Genomic DNA, 12,661 nt, shown 5'->3' with positions numbered 1-12,661 from the left:
CCGTCAGAGGTGCATGAGGATATTGACGAGCGTGCCGGCCGGGTCGCGCACGAAGAAGCGCCGCACGCCCCAGGGCTCGTCCACCGGTCCGTATTCGACCGGGTGGCCGCCCCTCACCACGGCGGCGTGGACCGCCTCCACGTCGTCCACCTCGATCGACAGGCCCGGCACCGGCGTTCCCCCGCCGCCTTGCGCGGCGAAACTCACCTGCACGGGCATGGTGCCGCCCGTGCCGTAGGTGGCGATCCAGCCGTGGTCCATCAACAGGTCCAGCCCCAATATGTCCTTGTAGAATCCGGCGACGGCGGCCGGATCGGCCGTCTCGACATTCGCGACGATGCGCTTGACCTTCACGAAAACCTCCTTACCGGGCGACGGGCGTCGCATAGGCTGGCATGTCCGGCCGGTGCGCGGCGCGCAGTTGCGCGACGCGGCCGATCACCTTGGGCAGCGAAACCGTGATGTGATGTCGGAGCGTTTCGGCCGCGCGCGCCCGGTCGTCCACGTCGAGCGCGCGGAACACCGCCAGGTGCTCGGCGATGAAGGGTTCGTCGGCGGGCATGCTGTGCGAAACGCCGATGATGTGCTTGCTGACATTCAGCATGAAGCGCGCGCGGCGCAGCGCGATCAACAGCTCCCGGTTCGGGCAATAGCCGAGGCAGGTGATGTGCAGGTCGGTCTCCAGCCCGTCCATCGCCTCGACGGACAGGGCCGGATAGACGGCCAGCGCCTCCTCCAGCCGCTGCGTCATGGCCTGGCGCTCGGCCGGCGGGAGGAAGGGGGCGGCCCGGCTCAGCGCCAGCGGCTCCAGCGCGATACGGATATCGTGCAGGTCGCGCATGCGCTCCTCGTCGAGCGGCACCAGCGTCCAGCGCATGCGCTCGTCCTTTTCCGTAATGCCGTGCGCTTCGAGGCGGGTCAGCGCGTCGCGCGCCACCTGCCGGCCGACGCCGCGGGCGCGCGCCAGCTCCACCTCGTTGATGCGGTGGCGGCCGAAGACGGAGAGATGCACCATCTCCCGCTCCAGGCTCTCGTAGATCGCCTCCCAGCCGGGCGCCTTGCGCAGGGCCGGCGCCTCCTCGTCGAGGCCGAGCATCCCGGCCGTCAGCACCACCCGCTTCGGTCCGCCGCGGCCCTGCCCCACCAGGAAGCCGCGCCCGTCGAAGCGCCGGATCTGCCCCGCCGCCTCGAGCAGCGCGAAAGCCTGGCGGACCGGCGTGCGGGTGGAGGAAAAGAGCGTCGCGACCGGCCCCTCCAGGAGCAGCGCACCCTTCGGCAGCCGTCCGGCGGCAATCGCCTCGGCCAGCACCTCGCGGATGCGCAGGTACAGCGGGCTCTTGTCGAGTGTCCCCTCGGCGCTTTCCGCGCCCGTTTCCGCCAAAGCCTGCCCGGTGCCGATCATGGCGCGGACCATCGCACGAATGCACTGTGCCGACAACGGTCATTGTCCCGCGTGGGCGCCGGCAAGGAAATTGCGTCGCACCGGCAAAAAATCTCCATTCCTTTCGTGACGCGCGAGGTGTTTTGCGCTAGGGAACCCTGCTGAGGCTCGCAATGCGGCCCGAAAAAGCCCATATGTCAGCCGCGTCCACTCGAGGAATTGACCATGCCCGCATATCGCTCCCGAACCACCACCCACGGCCGCAACATGGCCGGTGCCCGCGGCCTCTGGCGCGCGACCGGCATGAAGGACTCGGATTTCGGCAAGCCGATCATTGCGGTGGTGAACTCCTTCACGCAGTTCGTGCCCGGCCACGTCCACCTCAAGGACCTCGGCCAGCTCGTCGCGCGCGAGATCGAGAAGGCCGGCGGCGTCGCCAAGGAATTCAACACGATCGCCGTCGACGACGGCATCGCCATGGGCCATGACGGCATGCTCTATTCGCTGCCGAGCCGCGAGATCATCGCCGATTCGGTCGAGTACATGGTCAACGCGCACTGCGCCGACGCCATGGTCTGCATCTCGAACTGCGACAAGATCACGCCCGGCATGCTGAATGCCGCCATGCGCCTCAACATCCCCGCCGTCTTCGTCTCCGGCGGGCCGATGGAGGCCGGCAAGGTCGTCCTGCACGGCAAGACCCACGCGCTCGACCTCGTCGACGCCATGGTCGCCGCCGCCGACGACAATATCTCCGACGAGGACGTCAAGGCCATCGAGCGTTCCGCCTGCCCGACCTGCGGCTCCTGCTCCGGCATGTTCACGGCCAACTCGATGAACTGTCTGACCGAAGCGCTCGGCCTGTCGCTGCCGGGCAACGGCTCGACGCTGGCGACCCACGGCGACCGCAAGCGCCTCTTCGTCGAGGCCGGCCACCTGATCGTCGATCTCGCCCGCCGTTACTACGAGCAGGAAGACGACAGCATCCTGCCGCGCAACGTCGCCAACAAGAAGGCCTTCGAGAACGCCATGTCGCTCGACATCGCCATGGGCGGCTCGACCAACACGGTGCTGCACATCCTGGCCGCCGCCTATGAGGGCGGCATCGACTTCGACCTCGACGACATCGACGAACTGTCGCGCCGGGTGCCGTGCCTTTCCAAGGTCGCCCCCGCCAAGCAGGACGTGCACATGGAGGACGTGCACCGCGCCGGCGGCATCATGCGCATCCTCGGCGAACTCGACCGCGGCGGCCTCATCCATCGCAACACGCCGACCGTGCATGCCGAAACGCTGGGCGACGCCATCGACCGCTGGGACATCACCCGCACCGGCAGCGAGACCGTGCGCACCTTCTTCCGCGCCGCGCCCGGCGGCATTCCGACCCAGGTCGCCTTCAGCCAGGAAGCGCGCTGGGACGAACTGGACACGGACGGCGAAAACGGCGTCATCCGCTCCGTGGAGCACCCGTTCTCCAAGGACGGCGGCCTTGCGGTCCTCTCCGGCAACATCGCGCTCGACGGCTGCATCGTGAAGACGGCCGGCGTCGATGAATCGATCCTGAAATTCGCCGGTCCCGCCGTCGTCTTCGAAAGCCAGGACGCCGCCGTGAAGGGCATTCTCGGCGGCGAGGTGAAGGCCGGCGACGTCGTCGTCATCCGCTACGAAGGCCCGAAGGGCGGCCCGGGCATGCAGGAAATGCTCTATCCGACGAGCTACCTGAAGTCGAAAGGCCTCGGCAAGGCCTGCGCGCTCATCACCGACGGACGCTTCTCCGGCGGCACGTCGGGCCTGTCCATCGGCCATGCCTCGCCCGAAGCGGCGCAGGGCGGCGCCATCGGCCTCGTGCGCCAGGGCGACCTGATCGAGATCGACATTCCGAACCGCACGATCAACCTTGCGGTTCCGGAAGCCGAACTCGCGGCCCGCCGCGCCGAGCAGGACAAGCTCGGCTGGAAGCCGGCCGCCCCGCGCAAGCGGAACGTCACGACCGCGCTGAAGGCCTATGCCGCCTTCGCCGCCAGCGCCGACAAGGGCGCCGTGCGCATCCTTCCGGAATGATTTTGCCGGGCGCGGCGACAAAGCCGCGCCCGCCCCTTTCCGGACGTCTCCCTTTTCCTATCTCTCCTCCGGCATGATGAAGCGAGCCGGCTTTGACACCGGCTATAAATGTTGATACCAACTCATTTGTCGAAAGCCCGTGAAAGAGGAGTTCCGAGCATGAGACCGAACCACGAGGTCGTATCCCGACAGGACTGGCTGACCGCCCGCAAAGCCCTGCTGGCCCACGAAAAAGAAGAGACCAGGCTACGCGACAAGGTGCGCGCCGAGCGCCTCGCCTTGCCCTGGGTCAAGGTCGACAAGACCTATACCTTCGACACGCCCGAAGGCCGCAAGACGCTGGCGGAGCTGTTCGACGGCCGCAGCCAGCTCATCGTCTACCACTTCATGTACGGTCCCGACTGGGAGGCCGGCTGCCCCGGCTGTTCCTTCATGGCCGACCACATCGACGGCATGCTGCCGCATCTCAACAACCACGACGTCACGATGATCGCCGTCTCCCGCGCCCCGCTGGAGAAACTCATCGCCTACAAGAAGCGCATGAACTGGAAATTCCCCTGGTTTTCCGCCTTCGGCAGCGATTTCAACTTCGACTATCACGTCTCCTTCACCAGGGAGGAGCTGGCGAGCGGCAAGGTCATGTACAACTACCGTGAGACGGACAGCGCCGACGCCCATGACGAACTCCCCGGCCTCAGCGCCTTCTTCAGGGACGAGGACGGTACAGTCTACCACACCTATTCCGACTATGCCCGCGGCGGCGAGGAGGCGCTCGGCACGCTCATGATCCTCGACCGCGCGCCGAAGGGCCGCAACGAGACCGACACGCTGAGCTTCGTCAAGCGCAAGGACGAATATGCAGGGGCGCAGAAGACCTCGTCCTGCTGCGACTGAAACCGCCACCCTGACGCCCGCGCCGATGGCGCTTGCAATCTTTCTTCGCATTGCACAAACTCCCCTCGATGACGGCAGAAGACCGTCACCGAGGGGATCAAAGCGCGCATGTCGATCAAGGCCGGTATCTACCACCTCACCCACTACAAATACGACAATCCCGTCCGTCTCGGACCCCAGATCATCCGGCTGAAGCCGGCGGCGCATTCCAAGACGAAGGTCATCAGCCATTCGCTCAAGGTCTCGCCGGAAAACCATTTCGTGAACCTCCAGCAGGACCCCTACGGCAACTATCTCGCCCGCTACGTCTTCCCCGATCCGGTCACGGAACTGAAGATCGAGGTCGACCTCGTCGCCGACATGACGGTCTACAACCCGTTCGATTTCTTCGTGGAGGAGGAGGCGGAACACTGGCCCTTCGACTATCCGGAGGACCTGCGGGAGGACCTGAAGATCTACCGCACCCCCGAGCCGATGGGGCCTGCGCTGGAGGCCTTCATGGCGAGCGTCGACCGCTCCCGCCAGCGCACGGTGGACATGGTCGTCGGCCTCAATGCGCGCCTCCAGCAGCAGGTCGGCTACGTCATCCGCATGGAGCCCGGCGTGCAGACGCCGGAGGAGACGCTGACCACGGCAAGGGGCTCCTGCCGCGATTCGAGCTGGCTGCTCGTGCAGATCCTGCGCAATCTCGGCCTCGCCGCCCGCTTCGTCTCCGGCTACCTCATCCAGTTGACGCCGGACCTCAAGGCGCTCGACGGCCCCTCCGGCACCGAGGTCGATTTCACGGACCTGCATGCCTGGTGCGAGGTTTATATTCCCGGCGCCGGCTGGATCGGCCTCGACCCGACCTCCGGCCTTCTGACCGGCGAAAGCCACATCCCGCTCGCCGCGACGCCGCACTACCGCAATGCCGCGCCGATTTCCGGCGGCTATTTCGGCGAGGCGAACACCGAGTTCGACTTCGCCATGACGGTGACCCGCGTCGCCGAACACCCGCGCATCACCAAGCCCTTCTCGGACGAGAGCTGGGAGGCGCTGAACGCGCTCGGCCTTAAGGTCGACGGCGTGCTCGCCGAAAACGACGTGCGCCTCACCATGGGCGGCGAGCCGACCTTCGTCTCCATCGACGATTTCGAATCCGACGAATGGAACACCGCCGCCGTCGGCCCGACCAAGCGCGAGAAAGCCGACATCCTCATCCGGCGCCTGCGCGAAAAATTCGCGCCCGGCGGCTTCCTGCATTACGGCCAGGGCAAGTGGTATCCCGGCGAGAGCCTGCCGCGCTGGACCTTCTCGCTCTACTGGCGGCAGGACGGCAAGCCGATCTGGCAGAACCTCGACCTCATCGCCGAGGAGGGCAGCGATACCGGCGTCGGCGAAGCCGATGCGCGGGCCATTCTCACCGGCATTGCCGAGGAACTCGGTGTCCCGCCCGACATGGTGCTGCCGGCCTACGAGGATCCTGCCGAATGGATCATCAAGGAAGGCAATCTTCCCGAGAATGTCGATCCGTCCAATTCGAAGCTGGAAGACCCGGAAGAGCGCAGCCGCATCGCCCGCGTCTTCGAACGCGGCCTCACCACGCCAACCGGTCATATCCTGCCGATCCAGGCCTGGAACGCCCGCGCCACCGGCCGGCGCTGGATCAGCGAGAAATGGCGCACGCGCCGCGGCAGGATTTTTCTCGTTCCCGGCGACAGTCCCGTCGGCTATCGCCTGCCGCTTGGCGCCCTGCCCCATCTGGCACCCTCGAACTATCCCTACATCAACCCGGCCGATCCCACCGAGGACAAGCCGCCGCTGCCGGAATTCGCTGAACCCGGCCGCGCCATGGCCGAGGCCTCCTTCCAGGCGAACGAGGCCGGACAGGACCGCATCGAGCAGATCCGCAGCGACATCGTCGGCGCCGTGCGCACGGCGATGAGCGTCGAGGCGCGCGATGGCCGGCTCTCGATCTTCATGCCACCTGTCGAGCGGGTCGAGGACTATCTCGACCTCGTGACCGCCGCCGAGCGGGCGGCCAAGCGGCTTGGCCTGCCCGTCCATATCGAAGGCTACGCGCCGCCGCAGGACGAGCGCCTCAACGTCATCCGCGTCGCGCCTGACCCCGGCGTCATCGAGGTCAATATCCATCCCGCTTCCGGCTGGCAGGATTGCGTCGACATCACCAGCGCCGTCTACGAGGAGGCGCGCCACTCCCGCCTCGGCGCCGACAAGTTCATGATCGACGGCCGCCATACCGGCACCGGGGGCGGCAACCATGTGGTCGTCGGCGGCAGGAACCCGAACGACAGCCCCTTCCTGCGCCGCCCGGACCTCCTGAAGAGCCTCGTGCTGCACTGGCAGCGCCACCCCTCGCTGTCCTACCTGTTCTCCGGCCTCTTCATCGGCCCGACCAGCCAGGCCCCGCGCATCGACGAGGCGCGGCACGATTCGCTCTACGAACTGGAGATCGCGCTTTCGCAGGTGCCTGCCCCCGGCGAGGGCGCGCCGCCGCTGCCCTGGCTGGTCGACCGCCTGTTCCGCAATCTCCTGACCGACGTCACCGGCAACACCCACCGCTCCGAAATCTGCATCGACAAGTTGTTCTCGCCGGACGGGCCGACCGGCCGGCTCGGCCTCGTCGAGTTCCGCGGCTTCGAAATGCCGCCGAACGCCCGCATGAGCCTTGCCCAGCAGCTTCTCATCCGCGCGCTCATCGCCCGCTTCTGGCTGAACCCGGCCAAGGGAAGCTTCGTGCGCTGGGGCACCACGCTGCACGACCGCTTCATGCTGCCGCATTACGTCTGGCAAGATTTCCTCGACGTGCTCGCCGACCTCAAGACGAACGGCTTCGACCTCAGGCCCGAATGGTTCTCCGCCCAGCTCGAATTCCGCTTCCCCTTCTGCGGCGAGGTCGAGTACGAGGGCGCGAAGCTCGAAGTGCGCCAGGCGCTCGAACCCTGGCATGTCATGGGCGAGCAGGGCGCGATCGGCGGCACGGTGCGCTATGTCGATTCGTCGGTGGAGCGCTTGCAGGTGAAGTTGGAGACCGCCAATCCGGAACGCTACACCGTCGCCTGCAACGGCCGGCCCGTGCCGCTGAAGGCGACCGGCGTGAAGGGCGTCTCGGTCGCCGGCGTGCGTTACAAGGCCTGGCAGCCGGCCTCGGGCCTGCACCCCGTGCTGCCCGTCAACACACCGCTTACCTTCGACATTTATGATACATGGTCGCGGCGGGCGATCGGGGGCTGCATTTATCACGTTGCCCATCCGGGCGGACGCCACTATGACACCTTCCCGGTCAACGGCAACGAGGCCGAGGCGCGCCGGCTGGCGCGGTTCGAGCCCTGGGGACACAGGGCGGGCGGCTATACGCTGTGGCCGGAAACACCGCCGGCGGATTTCCCGCTGACGCTGGATCTGCGCCGGCCCGCCGGTATTTAGTATTTAGCCTCCTCCAGGAGTGAATGGATTGAAGACCACGAGTGTCGAGGCGGAACGCAGGACGGCGGATGCACCGGCGCGCGCCTATGCGCCGCTCGCAGGTGTGGCCGACGAGATGGTTGGCCCCGATGGCGTGGTGCGTCCCGTCTGGCGGCATTTCCTCACTGCGCTCGGCCGCATGGACGAGGCGGAGCTTGCCGGCCGTTTCGCCCGCGCCGACCGCTATCTGCGCGATGCCGGCGTCTTCTTTCGCGCCTATGGCAAGGAGGCCGGCAGCGACCGCGCCTGGCCGCTCTCGCACATTCCGGTGCTGATCGACGAAGCGGAATGGGCCACCCTTTCGCGCGGCCTCATCCAGCGCGCCGAACTGCTGGAGGCCGTCGTCGCCGACATCTACGGCAAGAACGAGCTTGTCGCGAACGGCCTCTTGCCCCCCGCCCTCGTCGCCTCCAACGGCGAGTTCCTGCGCCCACTCGTGGGCGTGCACCCCGCCGGCCGGCATTTCCTGCATTTCGTCTCCTTCGAGATCGGCCGCGGGCCCGACGGCAACTGGTGGGTGCTTTCCGACCGCACGCAGGCCCCGTCCGGCGCCGGCTTCGCGCTGGAGAACCGCGTGGCGACCACCCGCGCCTTCTCCGATGTCTATGCGGAGACCCACGCCCATCGCCTCGCCGGCTTCTTCGGCGCCTTCCGCAGCACCCTGCAGGCCAACAAGCCGGCCGAGGACCGCATCGCCGTCCTGACGCCGGGCCTTGCCAACGAGACCTATTTCGAGCACGCCTATATCGCCCGTTACCTCGGCTTCATGCTGCTGGAGGGTGAGGACCTGACGGTCGTCGGCGGCAAGGTGATGGTGCGCACGGTCGCGGGCCTCAAGCCCGTCGGCGTGCTCTGGCGCCGCCTCGACGCCGCCTTCGCCGACCCGCTGGAGCTGAACCAGAACTCCCATATCGGCACGCCCGGCATGGTCGAGGCGCTGCGTGCCGGCTCCGTCACCTTCGTCAACGCGCTCGGCGCCGGCATCGTCGAGACCCGCGCCTTCCTCGCCTTCCTGCCGAACATCTGTCGCGAGCTTCTGGGAGAGGACCAGCTCCTGCCGTCCGTCGCCACCTGGTGGTGCGGCCAGAAGGAGGAGCGCGCGCATGTCGCGGCCCATATCGAGCGCATGGTCATCGGCCCGGCCTACTCGACCCGCCCCTTCTTCGACGACAATGAGCAGTCCGTGCTCGGCTCGACGCTGCGCGACACCGCCAGGCAATCGATCACCGAATGGCTGGCCTCCGACGGCGCCAAGCTCGTCGGCCAGGAGGCCGTGACGCTTTCCACCACGCCCGCCTTCGTCGACGGCAAGCTCGTGCCGCGGCCGATGTCGCTGCGCGTCTTCGCCGCCCGCACGCGCGACGGCTGGCAGATCATGCCCGGCGGCTTCGCCCGCATCGGCGCCGGCGACAATGTCGCGGCCATCGCCATGCAGGAGGGGGGATCGGCCGCCGACGTCTGGATCGTCAGCCCGAAGCCCGTCGAGCGCACTTCGCTGCTGCCGGCCGAAGAGGTCTTCACCCGCAATATGCCCGGCAGCCTGCCGAGCCGCGCGGCCGACAACCTCTTCTGGCTCGGCCGCTATATCGAGCGGGCGGAAGGGGCCCTGCGCATCCTGCGCGCCTGGCACGGCCGCTACGCCGAATACGCCAATCCCGAACAGCCGCTGCTGAAGGACGTCACCGACTACCTGGAAGCGATCGACATCGACACGGCGGAGGCCGTGCCGACGAGCCTCATCCGCAACATCGACAGCGCCGTCTTTTCCGCCAGCAACATCCGCGACCGTTTCTCGCCGGACGGCTGGCTGGCACTGAACGACCTGTCGAAGACCGCCCGCCGCTTCCATGCCGACGTCGAGGCCGGCGACGACGCGACGCGCGCCATGACCGTGCTGCTACGCAAGCTGGCGGGCTTCGCCGGCCTGGTGCACGAGAACATGTACCGTTTCACCGGCTGGCGCTTCCTCTCCATCGGCCGCTATCTCGAACGCGGCCTGCACATGACGCGCCTGCTCGGCCACATGTCCGGCGAGGACGCGCCCGACGGCGCGCTCGACATGCTGCTGGAGATCGGCGACAGCGTGATGACCCACCGCCGCCGCTACAACGTGGCGACGGCGCGCCTGACGGTCACGGACCTTTTGGCGCTCGACCCGCTCAACCCGCGCTCGATCCTCTACCAGCTCAACGAGATCAAGAACGAGGTCGAGCAACTGCCGAACGCCTACGCCAACGGCCAGATGTCGCCCTTCTACCGCGAGGCGATGCGGCTGCATGCGGGGCTCGCGGTGATGACGCCGGAGACCATGACGGACGCGGTCTACAAGCGCTTCGAGACGGAACTCGAAAAGCTGTCCGACATTCTTGCGCAAACCTATCTGAGCTGAGCGAGGGGGAGGCGCCGAAACCATGCTCTACGACGTCAACCTCCATATCAGCTACCTCTACGACACGCCGGTTTCCGGCGGCCGGCACATCGTGCGCGTGCTGCCGCTCTCGATAAGCGGACGCCAGCGGCTCGTCGCCGGCACGGTGGGCGTGACGCCAGGCCCCGGCGAACGGGTCGATCACAACGACTTCTTCGACAACCCGATGAGCGCCATCCTCTTCCGCAACCCGCATGAGCGGCTGGATATCCGCATGCAGGCGCGCGTGCATGTCGACATGCCGGAACCGGCCGCCGACTTCTCCCCGCGCGTCATGAACCTGCCGGAGGACATCGCGAACTACTGGTCGCTCGATACCGGCTCACCGCACCACTATACCGGCCCCAGCCCGCGGCTGAGGGATTGCCCCGAGATCGCCGAATACGCCCGGTCCATCGTCAAGCCGGACATGACGATCCGCGCCATCGCGACGGCCGTCTGCGCGCGCATCCACAAGGACTTCACCTATGACGGGAAGGCCACGAACGTCGACACCACGCCGCGCGAGGCCTTCAAGCTGAAGCGCGGCGTCTGCCAGGATTTCGCCCATGTGATGATCGTGGCGCTGAGGAGCCTCGGCATTCCCGCCGGCTATGTCAGCGGGTTCCTGCGCACCATTCCCCCGCCGGGCAAGGAGCGGCTGGAGGGGGCGGACGCCATGCATGCCTGGGTGCGCTACTGGTGCGGCCGGGTGAACGGCTGGATGGAGCTCGACCCGACCAACGACATTCCCGCCGGCACCGACCATATCGTCGTCGCCTACGGTCGCGACTATGCGGACGTCGCCCCCGTCATCGGCGTCCTGAAGGGCTACGGCCAGCACAGGACGAACCAGGCCGTCGATGTCGTTCCGGTGCGCCAGACGGCATAAATCCCGTTTGGAAACAGCGGCAAAGGCCGGTTTTTCAGGGTCCACGCAATTTTACGAAAACTATACCACCCGGTCGAACCGTTAAATAACACTTCACTGCTAGCTTCCCCCCACATTATGAAGATGGCGGGTGAACTCTCATGTCGAAGAACACGGAAAGAAAGACCTGGGCCGCGCGTCTCCTGCGCGACCGCGGCGGCAATTTCGGAATGATGACAGCCCTCGTCTTCCCCGTCATGCTGGCGGCCGGGGGCGTGGCCATCGACCTGACCACCATGGTCATGAAGAAGGGCGAGTTGCAGGATGCCGCCGACGCGGCCGCACTCGCCGCGGCCTCGGCGCTTGCCAATGACGGCAAGAGCATTTCCGAGGCGAAGGTCATCGCCCTGCGCTTCCTGAAGGTGCAGATGAGCGGCGCCACCGACGTGGAGGAAGACGAAGACGAAGCCACCGCGGAGGGCAAGAGCGGCGACGGCGAGACCGTGAAGGAGTACGATTTCGACGCCTCCACCGTCGTCGACATCACCGAAACGGCTCTGCTCGGCAACGGCAAGGCGTTCAAGGTGAACGTCTCGACCAGCTACGAGATGAACTTCAACCCCTTCACCCGGCTTCTCGGCCAGACGAAGACCACGATGAACGCCACTAGCTCGGCGGAAAGCGCGACGGAATCGAAGAACGCCCTCTCGATGTTCCTCGTGCTCGACAAATCCGGCTCGATGGCCTGGATCACCAACGAGAAGGACACCTCGGTCTATTCCTGCATCAACTGGACGGAATGGAACTGGGGCCGCAATGTCTACCCGACGAGCCCCTGCTACGTCTCCAAGATGGCTGCTCTGAAGCTGGCGGCCGCCAGCCTCTTCACCCAGTTCAAGACGGCGGACCCGACCGGCACCTATGTGCGCACCGGCACGATCGCCTACGATTCGCAGAGCTATACGCCGAGCGCGCTGGCGTGGGGCTTCACCAGTTCGCTCGACTACATCAACAAGCTTAATGCCGAGGGCGGCACCGCCTCGGGCGACGCCATGAAAACAGCCTATAACAGGTTGAACAAGGCGTCCGAAGACAAGGCGCACAAGAACAAGAACGGCCAGGTCCCGACCAAATACATCGTCTTCATGACGGACGGCGACAACAACAGCACATCCGACGACACGAGCACCAAGGCGACCTGCACCACTGCGAAGCAGGACGGCATGGAAGTCTATACCGTCGCCTTCATGGCGCCGACCCGCGGCCAGAATCTGCTGAAGGAGTGTGCATCGAGCGCATCGCACTATTTCCAGGCCGAGAACATGGCGGCGCTGGTCGCGGCCTTCAAGGTGATCGGCGAGCGGACCTCCGCAGTGGTGTCCCGCCTGACCAAATAAGCGGCACTTCGCTACCGAAAACTACAGAACCCGCGGGGCCATTCCCGCGGGTTTTTTGTCTTTTCAACGTGTTTCAGGCATGTCGAAAATGCAGGCCGCCTTTCTTGAAAAGCATGTTGCAAGCGCTTCGGATAGATGCATAAATTGATTTAAACGCGACTTTCGCGAGAACGACGCACAGAATG

General features: G+C 66.2%; 8 protein-coding genes. 6 read left to right on the top strand and 2 right to left on the bottom strand.

Features of this window, described 5'->3' with window-relative positions:
* Positions 1-3: 3 nt before the first annotated feature.
* A complete protein-coding gene (locus tag AB3G45_RS09970; protein WP_367830400.1) occupies positions 4-354 on the bottom strand; it encodes a VOC family protein in 351 nt (116 codons plus the stop codon).
* Between the two features lie 10 nt (positions 355-364).
* Positions 365-1,438, bottom strand: coding sequence for a GntR family transcriptional regulator (locus AB3G45_RS09965; RefSeq protein WP_367830399.1), 1,074 nt, complete (start codon positions 1,436-1,438; stop codon positions 365-367).
* A 168-nt stretch (positions 1,439-1,606) separates the two neighbouring features.
* Between AB3G45_RS09965 and ilvD the strand changes: the two genes are divergently transcribed.
* The 6 genes from ilvD (at position 1,607) to AB3G45_RS09935 (ending at position 12,476) form a co-directional block, all read left to right on the top strand.
* Positions 1,607-3,442 carry a dihydroxy-acid dehydratase gene (ilvD, locus tag AB3G45_RS09960; RefSeq protein ID WP_367830398.1) on the top strand — a complete coding sequence of 612 codons (1,836 nt, stop codon included), beginning with the start codon at positions 1,607-1,609 and terminating at the stop codon, positions 3,440-3,442.
* Positions 3,443-3,601: 159 nt separating this feature from the next.
* Entirely contained in the window at positions 3,602-4,336 is a 735-nt protein-coding gene (locus AB3G45_RS09955; RefSeq protein WP_367830397.1) for a DUF899 domain-containing protein, read from the top strand.
* Between the two features lie 108 nt (positions 4,337-4,444).
* Positions 4,445-7,762 carry a DUF2126 domain-containing protein gene (locus AB3G45_RS09950; RefSeq protein ID WP_367830396.1) on the top strand — a complete coding sequence of 1,106 codons (3,318 nt, stop codon included), beginning with the start codon at positions 4,445-4,447 and terminating at the stop codon, positions 7,760-7,762.
* Positions 7,763-7,790: 28 nt separating this feature from the next.
* Positions 7,791-10,190, top strand: coding sequence for a circularly permuted type 2 ATP-grasp protein (locus AB3G45_RS09945; RefSeq protein WP_367830395.1), 2,400 nt, complete (start codon positions 7,791-7,793; stop codon positions 10,188-10,190).
* A 22-nt stretch (positions 10,191-10,212) separates the two neighbouring features.
* Positions 10,213-11,100: a transglutaminase domain-containing protein gene (locus tag AB3G45_RS09940; protein ID WP_367830394.1), complete on the top strand. Its 888-nt coding sequence runs from the start codon at positions 10,213-10,215 to the stop codon at positions 11,098-11,100.
* A 140-nt stretch (positions 11,101-11,240) separates the two neighbouring features.
* The gene (locus AB3G45_RS09935) at positions 11,241-12,476 is read left to right on the top strand and encodes a pilus assembly protein TadG-related protein (RefSeq protein WP_367830393.1); all 1,236 of its coding nucleotides are present in this window, start codon (positions 11,241-11,243) and stop codon (positions 12,474-12,476) included.
* Positions 12,477-12,661 lie beyond the last annotated feature (185 nt).

This window comes from Shinella sp. S4-D37 (genome assembly GCF_040812195.1).
In the GTDB taxonomy this organism is placed as follows: Bacteria; Pseudomonadota; Alphaproteobacteria; order Rhizobiales; family Rhizobiaceae; genus Shinella.
Note: the sequence above shows the minus strand (reverse complement) of the source record. Positions and strands in the feature narration are given on the sequence as shown.

What these genes read in the sequence shown, in the direction of transcription:
- ilvD (WP_367830398.1), top strand. Translation starts at nt 1,607, where the DNA reads ATGCCCGCATATCGCTCCCGAACCACCACCCACGGCCGCAACATGGCC.
- AB3G45_RS09955 (WP_367830397.1), top strand. Translation starts at nt 3,602, where the DNA reads ATGAGACCGAACCACGAGGTCGTATCCCGACAGGACTGGCTGACCGCC.
- AB3G45_RS09950 (WP_367830396.1), top strand. Translation starts at nt 4,445, where the DNA reads ATGTCGATCAAGGCCGGTATCTACCACCTCACCCACTACAAATACGAC.
- AB3G45_RS09940 (WP_367830394.1), top strand. Translation starts at nt 10,213, where the DNA reads ATGCTCTACGACGTCAACCTCCATATCAGCTACCTCTACGACACGCCG.
- AB3G45_RS09935 (WP_367830393.1), top strand. Translation starts at nt 11,241, where the DNA reads ATGTCGAAGAACACGGAAAGAAAGACCTGGGCCGCGCGTCTCCTGCGC.